The organism is uncultured Algibacter sp. (genome assembly GCF_947487575.1).
Taxonomy (GTDB): Bacteria; Bacteroidota; Bacteroidia; order Flavobacteriales; family Flavobacteriaceae; genus Algibacter_B.
This window is the reverse complement of sequence record NZ_CANKXG010000006.1, coordinates 89,559-112,070: the sequence shown is the minus strand read 5'-3', so window position 1 is coordinate 112,070 and position 22,512 is coordinate 89,559. Positions and strand designations below refer to the sequence as shown.

11 protein-coding genes are annotated in these 22,512 nt (G+C 33.0%); 8 read left to right on the top strand and 3 right to left on the bottom strand.

What is annotated here, in order from left to right; all coding sequences use genetic code 11:
* Positions 1–33 precede the first annotated feature (33 nt).
* The 3 genes from Q0870_RS07910 to Q0870_RS07900 all read left to right on the top strand — a co-directional run bounded on the left by Q0870_RS07910 (position 34) and on the right by Q0870_RS07900 (position 3,676).
* Positions 34–1,113 (top strand): sensor histidine kinase, encoded by a 1,080-nt coding sequence (locus tag Q0870_RS07910; protein WP_298554203.1) that lies wholly within the window; start codon positions 34–36, stop codon positions 1,111–1,113.
* On the top strand, positions 1,110–1,823 hold the full coding sequence (locus Q0870_RS07905; RefSeq protein ID WP_298554200.1) for a response regulator transcription factor: 714 nt from the start codon (positions 1,110–1,112) through the stop codon (positions 1,821–1,823). The genes Q0870_RS07910 and Q0870_RS07905 overlap by 4 nt, the downstream gene beginning before the upstream one ends.
* A gap of 767 nt (positions 1,824–2,590) precedes the next feature.
* Positions 2,591–3,676: a peptide-N-glycosidase F-related protein gene (locus Q0870_RS07900; RefSeq protein WP_298554194.1), complete on the top strand. Its 1,086-nt coding sequence runs from the start codon at positions 2,591–2,593 to the stop codon at positions 3,674–3,676.
* A 102-nt stretch (positions 3,677–3,778) separates the two neighbouring features.
* Here the strand turns inward: Q0870_RS07900 and Q0870_RS07895 are convergent, their stop codons facing one another.
* Both Q0870_RS07895 and Q0870_RS07890 read right to left on the bottom strand, forming a co-directional pair.
* Positions 3,779–7,387 carry a glycosyl hydrolase-related protein gene (locus Q0870_RS07895; protein WP_298554191.1) on the bottom strand — a complete coding sequence of 1,203 codons (3,609 nt, stop codon included), beginning with the start codon at positions 7,385–7,387 and terminating at the stop codon, positions 3,779–3,781.
* A gap of 18 nt (positions 7,388–7,405) precedes the next feature.
* Positions 7,406–10,840: a glycosyl hydrolase-related protein gene (locus Q0870_RS07890; protein WP_298554188.1), complete on the bottom strand. Its 3,435-nt coding sequence runs from the start codon at positions 10,838–10,840 to the stop codon at positions 7,406–7,408.
* A 584-nt stretch (positions 10,841–11,424) separates the two neighbouring features.
* Here Q0870_RS07890 and Q0870_RS07885 point away from each other — a divergent pair.
* Genes Q0870_RS07885 through Q0870_RS07865 form a run of 5 tightly spaced genes read left to right on the top strand, consistent with a single transcriptional unit; the run spans position 11,425 to position 20,874 of the window.
* Entirely contained in the window at positions 11,425–12,627 is a 1,203-nt protein-coding gene (locus Q0870_RS07885) for a CaiB/BaiF CoA-transferase family protein (protein ID WP_298554186.1), read from the top strand.
* 28 nt (positions 12,628–12,655) lie between these two features.
* Complete coding sequence (locus Q0870_RS07880) at positions 12,656–15,349, top strand: GH92 family glycosyl hydrolase (protein WP_298554184.1); 2,694 nt, start codon at positions 12,656–12,658, stop codon at positions 15,347–15,349.
* A gap of 43 nt (positions 15,350–15,392) precedes the next feature.
* Positions 15,393–17,717 (top strand): GH92 family glycosyl hydrolase, encoded by a 2,325-nt coding sequence (locus Q0870_RS07875; protein ID WP_298554182.1) that lies wholly within the window; start codon positions 15,393–15,395, stop codon positions 17,715–17,717.
* A gap of 55 nt (positions 17,718–17,772) precedes the next feature.
* Entirely contained in the window at positions 17,773–19,233 is a 1,461-nt protein-coding gene (locus Q0870_RS07870) for a tagaturonate reductase (RefSeq protein ID WP_298554180.1), read from the top strand.
* Positions 19,234–19,263: 30 nt separating this feature from the next.
* The gene (locus Q0870_RS07865) at positions 19,264–20,874 is read left to right on the top strand and encodes an altronate dehydratase family protein (RefSeq protein WP_298554178.1); all 1,611 of its coding nucleotides are present in this window, start codon (positions 19,264–19,266) and stop codon (positions 20,872–20,874) included.
* Positions 20,875–20,909: 35 nt separating this feature from the next.
* Here the strand turns inward: Q0870_RS07865 and Q0870_RS07860 are convergent, their stop codons facing one another.
* Positions 20,910–22,487 (bottom strand): solute:sodium symporter family transporter, encoded by a 1,578-nt coding sequence (locus tag Q0870_RS07860; protein ID WP_298554176.1) that lies wholly within the window; start codon positions 22,485–22,487, stop codon positions 20,910–20,912.
* Positions 22,488–22,512: the final 25 nt, after the last annotated feature.

Genomic DNA, 22,512 nt, shown 5'->3' with positions numbered 1-22,512 from the left:
AATAATATCTGTTTTACAAAAAAATAAATCTTTATGCCTTACATTACTAAACTAAAGTCCGCTAGGATATACAAGATAACTTTAAGGCATCATGTTATGTTTTGGCTAATTTATTTCTCATTTAATACGTTTCGTTGGGGCAGCTATTTTAATGATTATTGGTATTCACTACAAACCAATTTAATTGGTTTCCCGATACACATGGCACTGTGCTATCTTAACTTGTATGTTTTAATGCCAGTGCTTCTTTTTAAACGCCGTATACCAATCTATATTCTTTCTGTTCTACTAGCTATTTTCCTTATGGTATTGCTAAAATTCAATTTAACCTATTTTTTAGTAAGTACAGATGTTTGGCCAGAAGGCCCCGAAGTTATTAATCATCTTACAATGAATTATGTGATTGATATGATGATTGGGGAATTATATGTTATAGCATTTGTTGCTGCTATAAAAATAACTTTTGATTGGTTAGAAGAGAATAAACGTTCAACCGATTTAGAAAAGATTCAGTTAGAAACAGAACTTCAGTTTTTAAGGGCTCAAGTATCTCCACATTTTTTTCTAAATACGCTCAATAATATTTATGCGCTTTCCATTACTAATTCAAATAAAACATCAAAAGTAATCATTAAACTTGCCGAGTTACTCAAGTATTTGCTCTACGAAGTCAAGAAAAAGCGACAAACATTAGAAAAGGAATTACATTTTATAGAGAACTATTTAGAGATTGAGAGAATACGGCATGGAGACAAGTTAGAAATTGATATGAATATTATGGGAGATATACATAATAAAACCATCGCACCTATGCTATTAATATCATTTATTGAAAATGCATTTAAACATGGAGTTAATAAAAATATAGATAAGGTTAAGATAAGTCTTAACTTTAAGATTATTAAAAAAGATCTTTACTTCTTTATTTCTAATCCAAAACCTCAACAGTTGCAAGAGACGGAATATACAAACACTGTAGAGTACGAAGGAGGTATTGGTTTGAAAAACGTTAAAAAAAGATTAACTTTGGGATATAAGCAAGATGATTACGTTCTCAAAATTGACGATGCTGGTAAAAATTTTAATGTTAAATTGAAAATTAAGGTAGAATGAAAATACGAAGTATTATAATTGAAGACGAACCTTTGGCAATTGAAGTTATAAAAAGTTACTTAAAAGAGTTTCCAACTTTTGAATTATGCGCTACTTTTAGTAATGCTATAGATGGATTAGCTTATTTAAAAGATAACTCTGTAGATGTTATTTTTTTGGATATTAATATGCCTTTACTAGATGGGTTAAGTTTTATTAAAAACTTATCTAAAAAGCCTCTTATTGTCATTACTAGCGCCTACAAAGAATATGCAGTGGAATCTTATGACTTGGAAGTTTTTGATTATTTGATGAAACCAATAGAGTTTTCTAGGTTTGTAAAAACTGTAAATAAAATAACAAATGTATTTGAGTCAAAATCTAACACAGACCTCAATTTAACCAAACGACCATACATTTTTATAAAAATAGATAAAAAGAAACTTCAGAAAATTTACATTGACGAAATATTGGTTGTTGAGAGCCTTAAAGATTACCTGAAAATAAAAACAGAATCTGGGCGTTTTATAATACACCAAACTCTTAGTGCTTTTACTGATTTACTACCTGATAACTTTATTAGAATACATAGGTCTTTCACAATAGCAATAAATAAAATAGACTCCTTGGAGGCCAATAGTTTGGAAATTGATGGTATAAGGTACACTATTGGAAGGACTTATGTAGAAAAAGTTAAAGACAAAATTCTCAGGTCTGGTATGGTAATGTAAGATGTTTTTTACTAAATAATTACTTACTAAGTCTTACTCTTTTATACTCGAATTGTTTTCTCAAATGTCTCATGTGAACTTAAATTCTTAATATATTAAACTAATATATTTTATTTATCACACCAGAGCTGTTGTTGGTCGAAATAAATCTACATTATATTCTAGAAATTTTAAGTTTATATAGTAGTTTTTTTATTGGTTAAAATGAACTTATTATTAGTCTGTTTGATGAATACGATAGAAATTACAAAAGTTTTCAGTTAGTTATATTTTAGTTTTAAGAGAAGAACTGTTAAAGGTTCTTCTTTTTTTTCGAAAATTAAAATTGAGATAAATCAAAAGTTAATTTTAAAAGGGGTAGCTCCACTTTATTTTAGTTATTTAGATTATGAAGTTTTTTAATGCTTTAACTAATACAAGGTATAGGCTTTTGAAAAAGTTCTAGAACTATCTAACTTTCAAAATACTTATCTGTAAATAGTATTTTATGGTTATTATTTTTATAAGAAAAAGCTCTTGAAAAGGTAGAACTATAAGTGTGTTTATAAGTAGCTGGTGCTTTAATGCCTAAATTGTAAGGATAAATTATAGATATTGTTGGTAACGGGGTTGCCGATGTGAGTATTTTATCAGTGCCAGAAGTAAATATATCATTTGCACTACCGCTATTATGTTTTACCTACATTGCTTGGTCTGGCAAAAAGGTGTTTTCTAATTATGAAAATTATATTGACAATTAATAAACCGAGTTTCTTAAAAAGAAAGCTATGAAAAATAATTTTTTAAAAACAACCGTAAAGTTATCATTTTGTTTAATATTTATTTTAGGATTTAGTTTTTGCAGTAGTAGTAATGATACTGGAAATGAAGAAACTAAATCTGGAGACAAAACCCCGCCAGAAAATTTTGAAATCTTAAATTATAAAACATTTAGTCAAACAAGAATTGCGTTTGGAGCAGGCTTAAGCCAAAGTAAAATTAGTACATTCACCTTAAATGAGGATAATACCAACGTTAAATCCGTTAAAATGTTTATCAATTTGGATTGCCCATCTGTTGGTTGTAATATATGGGACGTATATGCTAACATAAGTGTTAAGGACAAAAAAACGAAAAAGTGGTTTGAACTAGGTCGTTATATTACACCCTATGGCGTTGATACATCACAGCTTACTAGAGGTATAGAAATAGATGTTACCGATTTTAAGTCTTTGCTCGAAGGTCAAGTTGAGCTAAGAGCATTTATTGAAACTTGGGGCGACGATGGCTGGAATTTATCTGTTGAATTTGATTTTGAAGAAGGTATTCCTGATTATCCTTATTATGCCGTTTCAGAAGTTATAGCATATAACGCTTTATCTTTAGCTGGTGTACCTTACGGAAGTAGTACTGCAGGATTTGATTTAACCAAAACCATAGCAATACCAAGTAATGCCTTTAGTACACATTTACGAACAGTTATATCTGGTTGGGGGCATGCCACTCCTGCAGATAGCGATGGCAGAGGTTGTGCAGAATGGTGCTTTAGAACACACCAAATTTTAATTAATAATGACCCCAAATTTACACACGAATTAAAACCTATTGGATGTGGAAGTAATAAAATAAACCCACAACGCGGTAATTGGGCACCCGATAGAGCAGGTTGGTGTCCTGGTATGGCTGTACCACCAAGAGTTGATATGTTTGATAAATCTAACTCAAATGTAACTTTCGATTTTGAGTATGATTTTGAAGATTGGGTGTCAGATGGAGGAACACAATCAAGCCAAACTGGAGCTTATTATGCTATTTCAACTTATGTTGTAGTTAAAAGCAAAACGCCAATAGAAGCTCCTGTAGTGAACGATTAAAGTACAATTTTGATGTTTTTTGGAAGTTATGTTGATTCCAATAAATAAAAATGGCTATCTAGATTCGGATAGCCATTTTTATTAAAAAAAGGATGGTTGCTATTAATCAGTTTCTAAGCTAAAAGTCTCTATTGAGTATTTACCCACTTTTAATGCAGGAGCAACAGGTACTGGATTTTCTTCAATAATATTAGTATGGTTGTGAGACTTAATATCAAAGTAAGAAGATATGTTTACCGTTTCGTTGGTATCTTTTACATTATACATTCTTGCAATAAAATCTTCAGAATCTTCTGCCTTTTTAACCGTAGTTACAATCACATTTTCAGAATCTATAGAAAAGAAACTTAATTGTTCTGGTAAATACGATTTAGCTGATGTTACAGTGTTTAAAACCACTTGTATAGGCTCATTTTCTTGTTTAGCAACTTTTTGTCCTACAATACTTCCTGCTTTAGTAGACGTAAATACATTATGAAAGTTGTGGTTGCCACCTTGCGAATATTCATTGCCTTCCCAATGGCAAGAGGTTCTACTTGCTAATAAAAGGTTTTGTAATATTGGTGTGCCAGCTTTAGTTTTACCAGTTGGATCTATCCAATCTGCTGCAGCTACAGATGAGCTTAAGGTTACTGATATATCATCATCAGTAGCCGAAATCCAATCTATAATAGCTCTTGGGTGTACATCTTTGCAAAGTGGCGTATAACGTTCTCCTGCTGTTTCAATTTCGTCTTTTCCAACACGTACACTTCCAAAAGGTACTTCATGCGCTATTTCTGGATTATCCATATTTAATGGAAATGCGGTTCTAAATTCTCTGTATAATTCTCCAGACCAATTACGTAAGCTTGTATTAAAATAAACACGTTTTAAATCGTGATATAAGGTTACATCCTGTCTTACAATAGCATGATTAATTTGTTGTTCTAATCTGTATTTGGTGTAAACCACACCATTTTCTAAGATTTTCCATTCGGTATTGTGAGCACTTACTTGATCGTAATCTTTCATGGTAGGTTGTTGTACATCTCCAAATTCTCCTGCACCATTTCCAACCGATTCCATAGTAAATACATCGCCAGCTTTAAATATACTACTATCAAATAACTCTTTCTTTAATTCTTTATCATATACGCTAGTAATACCACCTTTTTCAAAGTTTATAGCGTAAAATGAATTCTCATACGTACTAGTTGTAGCTGAATTGTTTTTACCTTTTGAAGTTGAATTTTTATCTTGTAAGTAGTAAGTAGCGTAACCTATGGAAGGAATATCTTTTGCGATAAAAGTAACATCAATATTTTTAATGCTACCATCATCATAATATTTTGCATTAGACGTTTGAGATGGTACTTCCTTTTTATCAGAAGAAACAATAGTGATATACTTTGTATCTCCTTTGGAGAAATTTAAAGTTGTAGTTATTGGGTCTGTTCTTTTCCATGATAAACTATTAAAAAGCATGATAGGTTTTCCTAATTTTTCGTTCTTTTTAATTTTAGATGAAATAAGTTCTATACCATCATTTAAAAGGTTTTGCCCCATGGTTCTAGATTTTACAAAATTCTCTTTAAAAAGGTTGTCTGTAACATCGCCATCATGACCACCCCAACCATGGTCTGGGTAAATTTTGGCCTGCCACGCTTCATCTAAGGCTTCAAAGGGATATGGCGATAAATCTGGTTCAATTTTATTTGCTATAGATAAAAACTTTTCAGCGGCTGGTAATAATTTAGAAGCTTCTCTACTTGCTGTAAGTGCATCGTGATGCCCAGGACCATGAATGTAAACCCATACATTAGGGCGTTCTCCCATTATGGTATCTACTTTAGTGGCATTCTTTTCTGCTAAAGGAAAAAATTCATCAACTGTCATTAATTCCATTTTTGGTAAATTAACGTCTATAGCTTTACCTTCAGCATCTTTTACTTTATCAAAGGCATTCCAGGTATCAATATAATCTGAATAATCAATAGCAGGTAACATGTCTTGACTAGATAGTAAAGGGGTTTGTATCTTACCTTCGGCAAAACTATTTTCCCAATACAATACTTGTTCTGCACCATATTTCATTTTGTTATTCATATCTCTAGAAAGATACAGTAAATCGTTACCGTAATGCCCAGGTGAATAGGTAAATACAGAGCTTCCGTCAGGGCTAGCCCAATGGAACATGCCTTTTGCATGCCTACTAATTACCATATAATCAACACCAGCTTTTTTTAATATTTGTGGCAGTTGCATTGTTTTTCCTGGTACATCAACATTCCAGTAAACTTTAGAGTCGTAACCACCAAAGGTTTTTTTAACCCATTTTTTTCCTAAGTACAACTGTCTCACTTGGTCTTCAGCATCATACATATCCTCATAAGGGCAATTGTAAGTAGCGCCAACAGACATTAATTTTCTTTGCAGCAATGTTGTAATTTGCTCTTCAGAACCTGGGTGTCTTTCAATATACTCGCGAAGCATTAATCCATCTTCAATATCAAAACCATAATCATCTCTTATAAAAGCATCTTTAAGTACTGGTGCAAGGAGTAAGGTGTCTCTTAAAATAATGCATACTTCTGGTCTGTCTACCCAAGCAATATCTTGGTGGCTAGAATTCATTATAGATACCAGACCCGTTTCGTATTTTTTATCAAAAAAATCATCATAGGTATCAAAAAACTCTGGCTTGTATAATTTTGCTAATGAAGCTGTCCAATTTGGATTAAAATTGGCAACATGATGATATAGAAAACTACCTTCAATATCTGACTTCATTATTTTCCCATTGCCTTTGTCAAAAGTTACAGTAATCTCTTGGTTACTGTGAACAATTTTGAAAGTGTTTTTTGGAGCATTTATATTAAATGATGCTTTAGCAAGTTCGCCCTGACCAGTAAACGTTTTGGTTTTACTTTTTTTGCTATCAGATATAACGTAAACCGATTTGCCAGCAAAATGTGCAGGTGCATCAACATAAAGTTTGCCATCTTTTTGTTTAATGCTAAAAGCAGCTTCATCGGTAACAGATTTATTGATGCGTTCTACAACATCGGTACCTTTAAAAATCATGAACCAACAGTTGGAACTTTTTTTACGCCCAACAACTTTAATTTTTGCACTTTCTCCTTTTTTTAGAGATGATGTAGGTACGGTTAAACGAAAAGCTCCAAGACCGTCGCCGTTTAAATCTCTTCTTACTAAAATATATTCAGCATGACCATTTCCTGGGTTTTCTGTTATAGAAAGTGAGCCATCTTTGTTAGAATTAAAGGTTAATAGCGGTTTGTCGTTAATAAAAATGTCAAAGGATTCTCTTAAGTTAAAATCAATATCACTCAAAAAAAAGAAATTTACTTTATCCTTAGCATAGTTTTTAGGAACCTCTCCAGTTAAAAACTCAAATCCTTTTTCTCCTGTGGTAGCTCTTGAAATCATCGCCACATTCATATCTTCTCTTAATGATGGATACAAGAAATATTCAGACCCAGAAAGCATTTCTTTATACCCTTCTATGTCATTTTTACAAATTTGATGTAAACGATAATTGACGTTAAGACTTTCTATATGTCCAACACTTCCGGTACCGCCATGAAAAGCGGAACTTTTAGGGGTTTTTAAAACACCATCGTTTGCATAAGCTGCGCTAATAGTAACTAAGGCTAAACCGAAACTACAAATTAGATTAAAGATTGATTTTTGATTTTTGATTTTCATTTTTTAATGTATTAATTTTTATTTAGTACCAAGGCTAAAAGTTTCAATGGCATATTTACCAAGTTCTAGTTTTGGTGCTACAGGTTTAGGATTTTCTTCTATAATATTAGTGTGCTTGTAAGAGTTTATACTGAAATAGGAAGACATATTTACGCTTTCATTTCCATCTTTAAGATTGTACATTCTCGCAATAAACTCTTCTGAATCTTCCGCTTTTTTAATTGTTGTGATGATGACATTTTCCGCATCAATTTTAAAGAAGCTCAAATTTTCTGGTAAGTATGGTTTTGAAGTGGTTACAGGGTTAACAACAACTTGTATAGGTTCGTTTTCTTGTTTTGCTATTTTTTGTCCCTTTACACTTCCTGATTTGTTGGATGTAAATACATTATGGTAGTGATGGTCTCCACCTTGTAAATATTCATTACCCTCCCAATGGCAAGATCTTCTACTGGCTAGTAATAAATTTTGTAACATAGTTGTATTGGTTTTTCCTGTTGGGTCAATCCAATCGGCAGCAGCTACAGATGAGCTTAAAGTTATGGCTACATCATCATCTGTTGCAGAAATCCAATCTATAATACCTCTTGGACGTACATCTTTACAAAGCGGTGTATACCATTCGCCACCAGTTTCAATTTCATCTTTACCAACGCGTACGTTTCCGAAAGGTACTTCGTGAGCTACCTCAGGGCTATTCATGTTTATAGGAAATGCTGTTCTAAATTCACGATACAATTTACCAGACCAATTGCGTAAACTGGTATTAAAGTAAACGCGTTTTAAGTTATGATACAGCGTTACATCTTGTCTTACTATACTATGTAAAATTTGTTGCTCTAGTCTATATTTGGTATAAACTGGGCCATTTTCTATAATCTTCCATTTAGGATTATGAATGCTTACTTGGTCAAAATCTTTCATAGAAGGTTGCTGTATATCTCCAAACTCACCAGCACCTGTTCCAACAGATTCCATAGTAAATATTTCTCCTATTTTAAACACATCTGTTTTAAATAAGTTTTTCTTAAATGCTTTATCATATACTTGTGAAATACCACCATCTTCAAACGTGATATTGTAAAACGGATTCTCGTAAGTATCTAGCGTTGCGTTTTCATATTTGTTTTGTTTAGAGCTGATTTTGTTTTGAATGTAATAGGTACTATAACCAATAGAAGGAACCTCAGCAATAAACGTAATAGCTATACTTTTAATACTGCCATCATCATGTAATTGTTTGTTGTTAGTTTGTGATGCTATTTCTTTTTTATTTGCAGATACAATAGCTATATTTTGAATTTTTCCTTTAGGAAAATGAACCGTAGTGGTTACAGGGTCATTCCGTTTCCAGGATAAACTATTATATAATACGATGGGTACACCTAATTTTTTATTAGATTTTATATAGCTTGATAAAAAGTTAACCCCTTTATCTAAAAGGTTTTGCCCTAAAGTTCTTGACTTTACAAGATTTGCTTGAAATAGATTATCGGTAACATCGCCATCATGACCACCCCAACCGTGGTCTGGATAAATTTTAGCTTGCCAAGCTTCATCAAATTCCTCAAATGGATAAGGCATTTTAGCAGGTTCTATTTTATTAGCTATTGATAAGAATTTTTCGGCAGCTGGTAGTAACTTAGAGCCTTCTCTACTTGCCGTAAGCGCATCATGATGCCCAGGCCCATGAATGTAAAGCCATACGTTTGGGCGTTCTCCTAAAATAGTATCTACCTTAGTAGCATGTTTTTCGGCAAGTGGCATATACTCATCTACAGTCATTAATTCCATAGGTGGTAAATTCACGTCTTTAGGTTGTCCTTTTTCATCTTTTAAAGTATCAAATGTATTCCATGATGCTATATAATCAGAATAGTCAATAGCGGGCAACATATCTTGGCTAGATAGTAGTGGTGTTTGTACTTTACCATCTTCAAAGTTCTTCTCCCAAAACTTTATTTGTTCAGCACCATATTTTATTTTAGAGTTCATGTCGCCTCGCCTTAGCATAGTTTCATCAACACCATAATGCCCAGGGGAATATGTGAAAACAGAGCTTCCATCTGGACTTTCCCAATGAAACATCCCTCTAGAATGTCTACTAATTACCATATAATCTACACCTGCTTTTTTTAGTATTTGTGGTAATTGTAACGTTTTTCCAGGTACATCTACGTTCCAGTATACTTTAGAATCGTACCCCCCAAAGGTCTTTTTCACCCATTTTTTACCAAGATATAATTGACGTACTTGGTCTTCGGCATCATACATATCTTCGTAAGGGCAATTGTATGTAGCGCCAACAGAGATTAATTTCTTATTTAAAAGTGTTGTAATTTTTTCTTGAGATTCTGGGTGTCTGTTAAGATATTCTCTTAGCATTAAACCATCTTCAATATCAAACCCGTAATCGTCTCTAATAAAAGCATCTTTAATTACAGGGGTTAAAAGCATCGTATCTCTTAATATAATGCAAACCTCTGGTCTGTCTACCCATGCAATGTCTTGATGACTTGAGTTCATGATGGAAATACCTCCATCTGCATATTTTTTATCAAAGAAATCGTCATACGTATCAAAATATTCTGGACGATATATTTTTGTTAAAGAAGCTCGCCAACCATCTTTATAGTTGGTTTTATTATGATATAAATAATGTCCTTTAATATCGGTTTTTGATGTTGTGCCATTTTTGTTTTCAAAAAGTAAAGACAGAGCGTCGTCTCCATAAACAATTTTGAAGTTGTTTTTAGGAGGTGGGATAGTGAATGAAGCTTTTGATTGTTCTCCTAAAACCTCAAATGTTTTTACTTTACTTTTTAGACCGTCGCTTATAACGTATACTTTTTTACCAGAAAAATGTGCTGGAGCATCTACATAGAGTTTTCCGTTTTTTTCTTTAATATCAAAAGCAGCTTCAGTGGTTGCCGACTTTTTAATACGCTCTACAGCATCAGTTGCTGTAAATATCATTAACCACGAGTTAGAGTTTTTCTTTTGACCAACAATTCTAATTTTAGCTTCTTCTCCAGCATCTAATAATGACGTAGGAACGGTTAAACGAAACGCACCATAACCATCGCCACCATTTCGTTTTACTAGTATAAATTCGGCATGTCCTTTATTAGGGTTGTTTGAGATGCGTAATGAGCCATCTTCATTGGCTGTATAAGTAAGTAAGTGTTTGTCGTTAACAAGAATATCAAAAGGCTGTCTTAAGTTTAAGTCAATATCACTTATCATAAAAAACGTAACAGCATTATATGTGAACGTTTCAGGCGTTTTTCCTGTTAAAAACTCAATAGCCATTTCGCCAGTTGTAGCTCTTGCTATTAAAGAATTATACAAGCCCTCTCTAATAGAACCATAAGCTCCAAATTCTCGTCCGCTTAGTGATTTACTATAACCTTCAATATCATTTTTACAAATATTGTATAACTTATAATTCATGTTCAGCTCTTGGATATGGCTGTTACTATTCCCGTCATGAAACAAAGGGGCTACTTTGTTTACATTAAATTTGTTTCCAAATGCATAAATATTACTTAAGGTAAGTATTGCAAAACAAAAACGAATTTTAATAAAAAAGGAAAGTTTTTTAGTATTCAAGATTATATTAATTAAATTTGAAAATAAGTTTTTACACAAAAAACTAAATCGGTTTAGTTATCAAATATATTAAATAATTTTAGTTTTTTATAATATTGAAACAATAAGTAGTTGCTTAATATACAGCTGTTTTGGTCTTGTTTTTAAGTTTGTCGCTTTTTGGGGTTTTAAAAACGTTATTTAGCTAGTTCTGTGAGTTGTTCGTCGAAATGATAATTTTACTATAAAGTTGAAAATTATCTTTAGATAATAAACTAAAATTCTAAAAAACTAGTATTAAATGAAATTTTAGAAGTATTTATTTCATTCTGTTTTAGTTAGAAAAGAAGTTGAAATGCTAATGAAATATCTCAAAAATGAAAAATTTAGAATGAGCTTAAAAAGTTTTAAAAATTTAGATTTTACACTAATATAAAATTATAAAAATGCAAGAAGCATTAGAAGGCGTTAAGGTTTTAGATTTTTCACAATTATTACAAGGGCCTTATGCAACCCAAATGATGGGAGATTTAGGTGCAGATATTATAAAAATAGAGAGAAACGGCTCAGGAGATATTTATAGAGGTATGACATTTTTAAACAAATGGATTGCCAAAGACGAATCGCCTTGTTTTATGGCTTGGAATAGAAACAAACGCTCATTATCTATAGATATTAAATCTGAAGAAGGGAAAGAAATTATCTATAAACTTGTTAAAGATACAGATGTAGTAGTTGAGAATTTTCGTCCTGGAGTGATGGCGCGTTTGGGTTTTGGATATGAAGATTTAAAAAAGATTAACCCTAGTGTTATTTATTGTTCAGCAAGTGGTTGGGGTGCAGATGGCCCTTATGTAACTAGACCAGGGCAAGACTTGTTAGTGCAGAGTGTTAGTGGTGCTGCGATGACTAGCGGAAAAAAATCTGATGGACCTGTGGTATTAGGAACATCGCTTTGCGACCAAGTAAACGGATTGAATTCTGTTTATGCTATTCTTGCAGCACTATATTTTAGAGAGAAAACGGGTAAAGGGCAAGAAATAAAAACAAATTTATTGTCGTCTGCTATAGCTTTTCAAATGCAGGATTTCTTTGCAATTCAGAACTTAAATACCCCTTTTGAACGACCAGAATCAAATATAGGACACCCAGGAAGTGGAGCACCATTTGGAACATATAAAACAAGCGATGGCTATTTAACAATAGCTATGAATCCATGGGTTAAGTTAGTTGATGCATTAGGAGAACCTGAGCTAATGCAATATGATGATGCACAAGTACTTTATGATAAACGTGATGAAGTTCATGCTGCAATAGAAGCTGTAACAATAACCAAAACAGCAGATGAGTGGTTAGATATTATGCTGGAAATGGATTTGTGGGTGGCCAAAGTACACGACCAGTCTGAAGTAGAACAGAATCCGCAGGTCATTCACAATAAAACATTTGTAGAGGTAGAGCACCCTAAAGCAGGAAAAGTAAAGGTTACTAATATACCCTTTTCTATGAGTGAAACTCCTGGGCAAATAAAACGACCATCGCCAATGTTGGGCGAACACGGCGAAGAAATTTTGGCAGAATTAGGACTGAGTAAACAAGAAATTCAAGAGTTAATTAATGAGAATGTTATAACAATAGAGAGGCTTTAAAAGCAGTTTATTAAACCTTTAGAAATATATGAAAAGCGTAACCTTAACAGTATCCTCAAAATTAGTATATACATTAGTAATAGGTACGCTTTTAACAGTAAGTTGTAATCCTAATAAAACTCAAGATTCACTTACCGAAGTAAATTCTCCAATAGATTACATTGATACACGAATAGGAACAAAACCATGGTCTGGTAAATCTACCTTAAGTCAAGCCGAATTACCGCAAGGACATGTTTATCCTGGTGTTGGAGCACCTTTTGCAATGACACAGATTAGCCCACAAACCACAAAAAAAGATATTCCGTATTGGTGGGAGCATGAAAAAACTCAAGGATTTAGAAGTACGCATTATCCAAACGGAGCCTCTATGTCTGAATATGGTTCGCTAACTATAATGCCTATGGTTGGAGATTTAAAAATTACACCAGAAGAACGCGCATCCACATTTAACCATGCTAATGAAATAGCAAAACCACATTATTATTCTGTTACTTTAGAGGATTACAATATTAAAGCAGAATTAACTGCTGTTACTAAAGCTAAGTTTTTACAGTTTACGTATCCAGAATCAAAAGAATCCCATATTATTATAGATAACCCTGTTGCCCATGGTTATTTTCGTGTAAATCCAAAAAAAAATGAGATAGAAGGTTATACAGACAATACGGGTAGAACTGGAAATATGGGCTATACCGGCAGAGAATTTGCATCGTATTTTGTGGCAAAATTTAGTAAGCCTTTTGATAGTTTTACGATAGTACCAAAACCTGATATAACTAAGACATCTCTACTATTTCCTGAAGGATTTACAGGTGAATTTTATAACAATCTAAACTTATCTGGAAAACCAAGTGTTACAAGAAATGATGCTATTATAGATTTCGAGTGGAGCGGATCTCCTTTTGCAGGCATAAAACCAGATCTATTTTCAGCAAAATACATTGGTGAACTCGTAACAAAACAATCAGGAATTCATAAATTCTATGTTACTAGTGATGATGGCGTACGCTTATTTATAGATGAAAAATTAGTTATAGATTCTTGGTATAATCGAGGTGCAACTACTGATACGTATAGCATTTCTTTAGAAGCCACTAAAACATATAGCATTAAAATTGAATATTTTGATAGTGGTGGCGGTGCTACATTAAAGTTTGGTTGCGCACCTCCAGTAACACATACGCCAGAACAAATTAGTCTAATGGCAACTAAAGGCGCTGAGGCTAATGCAGTTCATGTATCTTTTAAAACTAACGAAGGCGAAAAAGTACAAGTTAAAATTGGGACTTCTTTTATAAGTATAGACCATGCAAGAAAAAATCTAAATAGTGAAATTAATCATTGGGATTTTGAAACAACAGCAGAAGAAACCAAAAATAAATGGAATCAAGCATTAAGTAAAATCAAGATTGAAGCCTCAGAAACAGATAAGAAAATTTTCTACACCGCTTTACAACGTTGTATGCTTTTACCAAGAAATATAACAGAAGATGGTTATCATTATAGTGCGTTTAATGGCAAAGTAATGCCAGGAGTTATGTATACTGATTTTTCTTTATGGGATACATTCCGTTCGGAACATCCATTGCTTATACTTCTTGAACCTGAGAAGGTTTCAGTAATGATTGAAGCGTTGCTTAACTCTTATGATGAAGGCGGTTGGATTCCAAAATGGCCAAGTCCAGGCTATTCAAACATTATGCATGGTACACATGGCGATGCTGTAATTTCGGATGCCTATGTAAAAGGAATCAGAGGCTATAATGTTGATAAAGCGTTTGAAGCCATGATGAAAAATGCAACTACTAAAAGTACTGGTCGTTATGTGGCGCGTGCAGGAATTTTAGAGTATCAAAAATTAGGGTATGTACCTACTGATAAATATGGAGAGTCTGCCATAAGAACCATGGAGTTTGCTTATGATGATTATTGTATCGCACAAATGGCGAAAGCTATGGGTAAAACAGATATCTATGATGAATTCATGAAACGTGCTCTATATTATAAAAATATGCTAGACCCCGAAACAAAATTGGTTAGAGGAAGAAATGCCGATGGTTCTTGGCGAGATGCTAACGACCCATCAATTAGTGGGTGGGCGTATGGAAGCGACAAGGACAGAGAAAATTATTTTAGGAACATTACACTTTTTGCCCCGCATGATGTGCAAGGATTAGCCAATTTTATGGGAGGCAATCATAAACTAGAGGAATACTTAGACCATTTCTTTAAAAACGACTTCTATTACGTAGGCGATGAATATTCCATGCATTCCCCATATTTATACAATTACGTTGGAGCACCATGGAAAACTCAAAAGCTTATCCGAGAATTAATTAATGATAATTTTGAAGATACTCCTGGTGGTTTGCCTGGTAATGAAGACTGCGGACAAATGTCGTCTTGGTATATTTTTGGAGCCATGGGATTTTATCCTACCTGCCCCGGAAGTCCAACCTATCAAATAGGAAGCCCCGCATTTAAAAAGGTAAGTATAGATCTTGCAAATGGTAAAGTCTTTACTATAATAGCGAATAACAATTCAAAAGAAAATGTGTACATACAATCTGCTACATTAAATGGAAAGCCTTACACTAAGTCATGGATACATCACGATGCTGTTATGAACGGTAGTACTTTAGAATTTGAAATGGGACCAAACCCTAATAAAGATTGGGGAGCCTTGAAAGGAGATAGACATGCTTCAATTAGTGAATAATTGAAGCGAAAAAATAGTATTGTTTATAATTAAAAAAACTTTTATGAAGACTAGAATAATAAATATAAAGCTTATTTTATTGATGGTTTTTTTCGTGTCGAGTTGCACAAAAAAATCAAAACAAAAAGCACCAATTCACGCAGTGGATTATACCTCCTACGTAAACCCATTTATAGGAACCCAAAACGAAGGACATACATTTCCAGGAGCAACAACGCCCTTAGGAATGGTGCAACCAAGTCCAGAATCTTATAATATTCATTACAAAGGATATGAAATGGATCATATTGCTGGTTATCAGTACAACGATCCTTGGTTAATAGGCTTTACTCAAACACATTTAAATGGAGTTGGGTGTCCTTCTATGTCCGATATTTTATTACAACCTTTAAACACAGATACTATTAATAGTGAATCTAGATTTAACTATAAATCTACATACACTAAAGACTCTGAAATAGCCAAACCCGGTTATTACAAGGTGTATTTAGATGATTTTAAAGTACAGGTAGAGTTAACGGCTACAGAAAGAGTGGCATATCATAGGTACACTTATGACAATGAAAAAAATGCAAAACTATTGATTGATTTACAATACGGTGTCTCTTGGGATATCAATGAAATTCCTTTAAATATTTTAGAAGCTAATCAACAATTTGAAGACGACTATACGTTAACTGGCTATAGAAAAGCTAGGGTGTGGGCGCCCAGAGATTTGTATTATGTAATTAAATTCAATAAGAAAATTGTAAAAAAGCAAGAGCTAACACCACCAGAAAACAAGGATGAAAAGGCACCACGCTATATTCTAGATTTTGAAATGGAAGGCACTAAAGTTCTTGAAGTAAAAATAGGAGTATCTACAGTAGGAATAGCAGAGGCTAAAAAGAACCTAGATGCTGAAATTAATACATGGAATAGTTTTGATTCCATTAGAGCAGCAACCAACAAAAAATGGAATGACATATTAGCAAAGTTTCACTTAAAAGGAAACGAAGATAAAAAAGTAGCGTTTTATACTAGCTTGTACCATCTTTATATTCAACCTAATAATATTGCAGATGTAGATGGAAGATTTAGAAGTGCCGATTCGGGTGTACAAAAAGCAACTAGCGGTAAATACTATTCAACATTGTCTCTCTGGGATACGTATCGTGCGGCAAACCCAATGTACACAATTCTTAGTCCAGATTTAGTAAGCGATATTAATACCTCTATGCTTGATAGTTATAAATTTATGACTGTTGATTCATTAAATCTCAAAGAAGCTAATAAATACTTGCCAAGATGGCAACTTTGGGGGCAAGAAACGCATACTATGGTTGGTAACCATGCTGTACCTGTAATTGTTGATGCTTATTTAAAAGGCATAAAACCAAAAGGTTATAGTGATGAGGAAATTTTTGATGCTGTTTGGACATCTTTAACCAAACCACATTACCGCAATCATGTAGAATTGATAGATTCCTTTGGATATATTCCTTACGATGTTAAACTGTCTAGTATTGATGATGGTAGAGAAACGGTATCACGTCTTTTGGAGAATATATACGACGATTATGCAGGGGCTTTACTTGCTGAAAAACTAGGAAAACAAAAAGAGGCTGACTTCCTTAAAAAAAGAGCTGCTTATTATAAAAATGTATATGACAAAGAAAGTGGTTTTATGCGAGGTAAAAATGCTAAAGGAAAATTTAAAAAAGAGGTAGATTTATCTGAAGTGGTTGGCGAATGGCTTAAAGGTTCAGATTTTACAGAAGGTAATGCATACCATTATCAATTTCATGTCTTACACGATATCTCAGGTTTGGTTGCTATTATGGGAGGTAAAACAGAATTTGGAGAAAAACTAGACAATCTATTTTATTCAGAATCTAAACCAGAGGTAAAAACTTTGGTTTGGAATATTCATGGTACGTACGGACAATATTGGCATGGAAATGAACCTTGTCACCATTTGCCTTATTTGTACAAATATTCAGATAAACCCTATAAAACAGATAAAATCATAAAAACACTAATTGATGAATATTATTACACAAAACCAGATGGTTTGATGGGGAATGACGATTGTGGGCAAATGTCTGCATGGTATATGTTTGGTGTACTTGGTTTTTATCCAGTAAATCCAACAGGAGGACACTATGTTTTAGGAGCACCACAGGTAGAAGAAGTGGTTATAAAGCTTCCAAATGGTAATAAGTTCAATATAAAAGCTAAAAATATTAGTGATGATAATTTTATTGTTGAATCTGTTACTCTTAATGGAGAAGTATTAAATAGAAATTATATCACTCACGAAGAAATTATAAATGGGGGAGAATTAATTTTTAAAATGACAGCGGAAAACCCTTTAATTAAACAATAACTTTCCTGTAAAGTATTATATTACTCAAAAATATATAGGTTAATTTTAAATTGAAATGACAAAAACCAACAAACCTCTACTACATAGAAAAAATATAGGATTAACGGAACATCCACCTGTAAAAATCATACAATTTGGAGAAGGTAATTTTTTAAGGGCTTTTGTTGGATATGCTTTTCAGGAGTTAAACAAAAAGGCAACTTTTAATGGAGGAATAGCTGTAGTTCAGCCAATTGATAAGGGTTTGGTAGAAATGCTAAATAACCAAGATGGTTTATACACGCTTTTCATGAAAGGGGTTAAGAAAGGAGAAGAAATTCAAGAGGTTGAACTCATAGAAAATATTGTAAAAGGTGTTAACCCGTATCTTAATTTTGAAGAGTATTTAAGTTTAGCAAAAGAAGAATCGTTAGAATTTATCATTTCTAACACAACCGAGGCAGGTATTGCTTATGTAAGTACTGATTCTCCAAACATGAAACCACCAAGTTCATTTCCGGCAAAACTAACGGTTCTATTGTACGAAAGATTTAAACATTTTAAAGGTGCTACTAATAAAGGGGTAACCATTATTCCTTGCGAACTTATTAATTACAATGCCAAAACATTAAAAGAAATCATTTTAAAATATGTTTCCGATTGGAAGTTGGAAAACGGTTTTAAAACATGGTTATTAGAAAGTAATACATTTCATAATACTTTGGTAGATAGAATTGTACCCGGTTATCCAAAAGATGAAATAGAACTATATAACGCTAAGCTAGATTATAAAGATAATTTAATCGTAGCCGCAGAAGTTTTTTTATTATGGGTTATAGAAGGCGGAAATACATTAAAAGAGAAACTACCATTTGATAAAACAAAATTAGATGTTAAGATTGTAAATGATATGCAACCTTACCGTACCAGAAAGGTTCGTATATTAAATGGTGCACACACCGCAATGGTGCCTTTTTCTTTGCTTTATGGGAACAAAACAGTAAAACAATCTGTAGATAATTCATTTACTGGTGCGTTTATCAATACCGCTGTATTTAATGAAATTATAGATACATTAGATATGGATAAAAGTGAATTGAATAGTTTTGCTGATGAAGTTTTTGACCGTTTTAGAAATCCTTTTATTAGTCATAATTTATCGAGTATTGCTTTAAATTCAATATCAAAATTTAAAGTAAGAGTACTACCTAGTTTATTAGAATATGTAAATATTCACAATAAAGTACCAACAAACTTAACCTTTGCTTTTGCTTGCTTAATACGTTTTTATAAAGGAATGTGGCAAGGGAATACTTTACCTGTTCAAGATAGTGAGGCTATTGTTTTAAAATTTTCTGAAATATGGAAATCTAATGATTATTTTCTGGTGGCCGAAAGTGTTTTAAGTATTGAAGATTATTGGGGGGAAGATTTAACGCATGTTGAAAATTTAACAGAAGCCATTGCGTTTGCATTAAAAGAAATAGAGACCAATGGTATTGAAAAAGGCTTTGCGAATTATAGTCAACAGTTTTAAATTTAAACAACACGAATTACAGTTTACAAGATGTTAAAAAAGCTTATAAAAATAAACACCTCAGACAATGTTGCAGTTACTCTGGTAAATTTAAAAGCAGGAGAGATTATTTCCTTTGAAGAAGAGGATATTAAAATTATATCAAATACAAAGTCTAAACATAAAATTGCCTTAGAGCATTTTAACTTGGGCGATAGTATTATTATGTATGGTGTTCTAGTGGGAAAAGCTAATGGCGTGATTAACAAAGGAGATGTATTAACGACGAAGAATGTAAAACATGAAACCGAAAAGGTATTTGGTAGAACAGCTCAATTTACTTGGAAAGCCCCTAATGTTGATAAATGGAAAGAAAGGACTTTTTTAGGTTATCATAGAGCAGATGGTCAAGTAGGTACAGAAAATGTTTGGTTATTTTTCCCGCTAGTATTTTGCGAAAATAGAAATGTTGAAATTTTAAAAGATATTTTTGAAAAAGAGCTTTTACATCAGCAAGTAAGCACTCATCAACTCATGTTAAGAGCTTTAGTAAGAGGAGAAGAATCATCAACAGAGATAACTGAAAATACTACAAAAGTTTTTGATAATATTGATGTTAAATTTATAACGCATCCTGGTGGTTGTGGAGGCATTCGTCAAGATTCAGAAAGTTTAGCAAAATTATTGGCAGGTTATGTTAACAATCCAAATGTTGCTGGTGCCACTGTGTTAAGTTTAGGGTGTCAAAATCTTCAAATAGATATATTTAAAGACGCTTTAAAAAGTATAAATCCTAATCTAAATAAGCCAGTTTTAATATACGAACAGCAACAGATGGGAACAGTGGACAATATGTTGTCTACGATTATAAAAGAATCTTTCGAAGCCATAAAAAAGGCAAATAATATAGTACGGAAACCAGCTTCTTTATCTAAACTTAAAGTGGGTTTAGAATGTGGAGGCTCGGACGGATTTTCGGGAATATCTGCAAATCCTACTTTAGGAGCTGTTTCAGACATTTTAACTGCGTTGCATGGTACCGCTATTTTGGCCGAATTCCCGGAGTTGTGTGGGGTAGAGCAGGAGTTGGTTAATAGATGTATAGATGATGAAAAAGGCGAAAAGTTTTTAAAACTAATGAAAGCTTACGAGAAATCTGTAGTAGAATCAGGTTCTGGTTTTGATATGAATCCGTCTCCCGGAAATATAAAAGATGGTTTAATTACAGATGCCATGAAATCTGCAGGAGCTGCCAAAAAGGGAGGAACGTCTCCAATACAAGATGTTTTAGATTATGGAGAGTATGTTGGTAAATCTGGACTCAATTTATTGTGTACTCCCGGTAATGATGTAGAAAGTACAACAGCTATAGTTGGTGCAGGTGCCAATCTTGTTTTATTTACAACAGGTTTAGGAACACCAACAGGAAACCCAATAGCTCCGGTAATTAAAGTGTCTTCTAATACAGATTTGGCCAATAGAATGCCAGATATTATTGATATTGAAACGGGTGGTGTTATTCGTGGTGAAAAAACAATAGAGGAAATGGCAGATGAAATGCTAGAATTTATCATTAAAGTAGCAAGCGGAGAAATACAAACCAAAGCCAAAATATTGAATCAAAACGACTTTATTCCTTGGAGGCGAGGGGTTTCTTTATAAGTTGATTTTTTAAAGCTATTATATCATTCTTTTACCTACGATAGCAAAATATAGATGAGCACAGTTAAAGCAACAAGTATACTGCCGTAAAGTTTAACCTTAGGCCAAGACTTTTCTACAACTTCTTGTTTCATACTATAATAATCCGTTTTAATTTCTGAAGGATACATTTTTGAAACTAAAAACATGATTGCAAAATTTAGAAGAAATTCAATACCCCACAAATGCACAAAATGGATATTTACTTTAAGTATAAAAGTGGTTAGAATGTAAAATGTAAATCCAAAGAAAAGTCCTGCTTTTGCGCCCTTAGTATTTATTTGTTTAAAGAATATTCCAGCAATTATAATAGAAGAAATAGGAATAAAGAAAATGCCGTTTAGTTCTTGTAATAACTGGTACAAACCATCAGGGGCATAAGCAACCATTGGTGCTACAGCAATAGCTATTAAGGCTAGAATAACAGATGATATTTTGCCGTATTTCACCAATTTAGCATCAGAAGCATTTTTATTAAAAATCTTTTTGTAAATATCTAAACAAAAAATGGTGCTTGCTGAGTTTAGTACACTATTAAATGTGCTTAAAACAGCGCCCAGAATAACAGCAGCAAAAAAACCAAAAAGATAAGAAGGTAATACCTTTTTTACCAACATAGGATATATCAAATCTGGTGTTGCATAATAGGTGTCTTGAAAATAGTAATAAGCAATTAGACCTGGTAAAACGATTATGGCAGGAACAAAGAGCTTCAATACACCAGTGTAAATAAGTCCTTTTTGAGCTTCGACTAAATTTTTAGCTCCAAATGCTCGCTGAATAATAGCCTGGTTCATTCCCCAGAAATACAACTGATTAATCATTAACCCGGTAAACAAAACAGAAAAAGGAAGCACCGAATCTGGCTTACCAATAATATCAAATTTATCTGGTGCAAAATGGTACACTGTGCTTAAGCCATCAAACATATTACCATTACCAATTTGATATAAGGCAATTGTGGGTATAAGAAGTCCTCCTAGCATTAAGCCAATACCGTTTAAAGAATCTGAGTATGCTACAGCTTTTAAACCGCCAAAAATGGCATACATAGAACCAATAATACCTATGGCTAAAACAGTATAAATAAGCGATTCACTTTTTGATACATTGAATATTGCAGAAAAATCAAAAACACTTTCAATATTAATAGCTCCAGAATATAAAACAATTGGTAAAAGCGTTATAATAAATGATGACATTAGCAAAAAGGCCACAACAGAGCGTATTACACCATCAAAACGCCTTTCTAGAAATTCGGGGATGGTAGTTATCCCCAATTTTATAAACTTCGGAATAAAATAAATGGCAGCTATAACTAAAGCAATAGCAGAAGTAACCTCCCAAGCTATTATAATAATACCGTTTTTATAGGAACTTCCATTCATTCCTATTAAGTGTTCCGTAGAAATGTTGGTAAGTATCATAGACCCTGCGATGATTGGGCCTGTTAAACTTTTTCCAGCTAAAAAATAACCTTTTGAAGTTGTGAATTTATCTTTTCGGAGTTTATATGTTGTATAAAGTATTACGAATAAGGTAAATCCAAAAAATCCTAAATAGGTATAAAACATTATTGTTTGGCTGGTTAGTTAGTTT

Coding starts and splice junctions, on each gene's coding strand:
- Q0870_RS07910 (WP_298554203.1), top strand. CDS start 34: ATGCCTTACATTACTAAACTAAAGTCCGCTAGGATATACAAGATAACT.
- Q0870_RS07880 (WP_298554184.1), top strand. CDS start 12,656: ATGAAAAGCGTAACCTTAACAGTATCCTCAAAATTAGTATATACATTA.
- Q0870_RS07875 (WP_298554182.1), top strand. CDS start 15,393: ATGAAGACTAGAATAATAAATATAAAGCTTATTTTATTGATGGTTTTT.
- Q0870_RS07860 (WP_298554176.1), bottom strand. CDS start 22,487: ATGTTTTATACCTATTTAGGATTTTTTGGATTTACCTTATTCGTAATA.
- Q0870_RS07895 (WP_298554191.1), bottom strand. CDS start 7,387: ATGAAAATCAAAAATCAAAAATCAATCTTTAATCTAATTTGTAGTTTC.
- Q0870_RS07865 (WP_298554178.1), top strand. CDS start 19,264: ATGTTAAAAAAGCTTATAAAAATAAACACCTCAGACAATGTTGCAGTT.
- Q0870_RS07890 (WP_298554188.1), bottom strand. CDS start 10,840: ATGAATTATAAGTTATACAATATTTGTAAAAATGATATTGAAGGTTAT.
- Q0870_RS07885 (WP_298554186.1), top strand. CDS start 11,425: ATGCAAGAAGCATTAGAAGGCGTTAAGGTTTTAGATTTTTCACAATTA.
- Q0870_RS07900 (WP_298554194.1), top strand. CDS start 2,591: ATGAAAAATAATTTTTTAAAAACAACCGTAAAGTTATCATTTTGTTTA.
- Q0870_RS07870 (WP_298554180.1), top strand. CDS start 17,773: ATGACAAAAACCAACAAACCTCTACTACATAGAAAAAATATAGGATTA.
- Q0870_RS07905 (WP_298554200.1), top strand. CDS start 1,110: ATGAAAATACGAAGTATTATAATTGAAGACGAACCTTTGGCAATTGAA.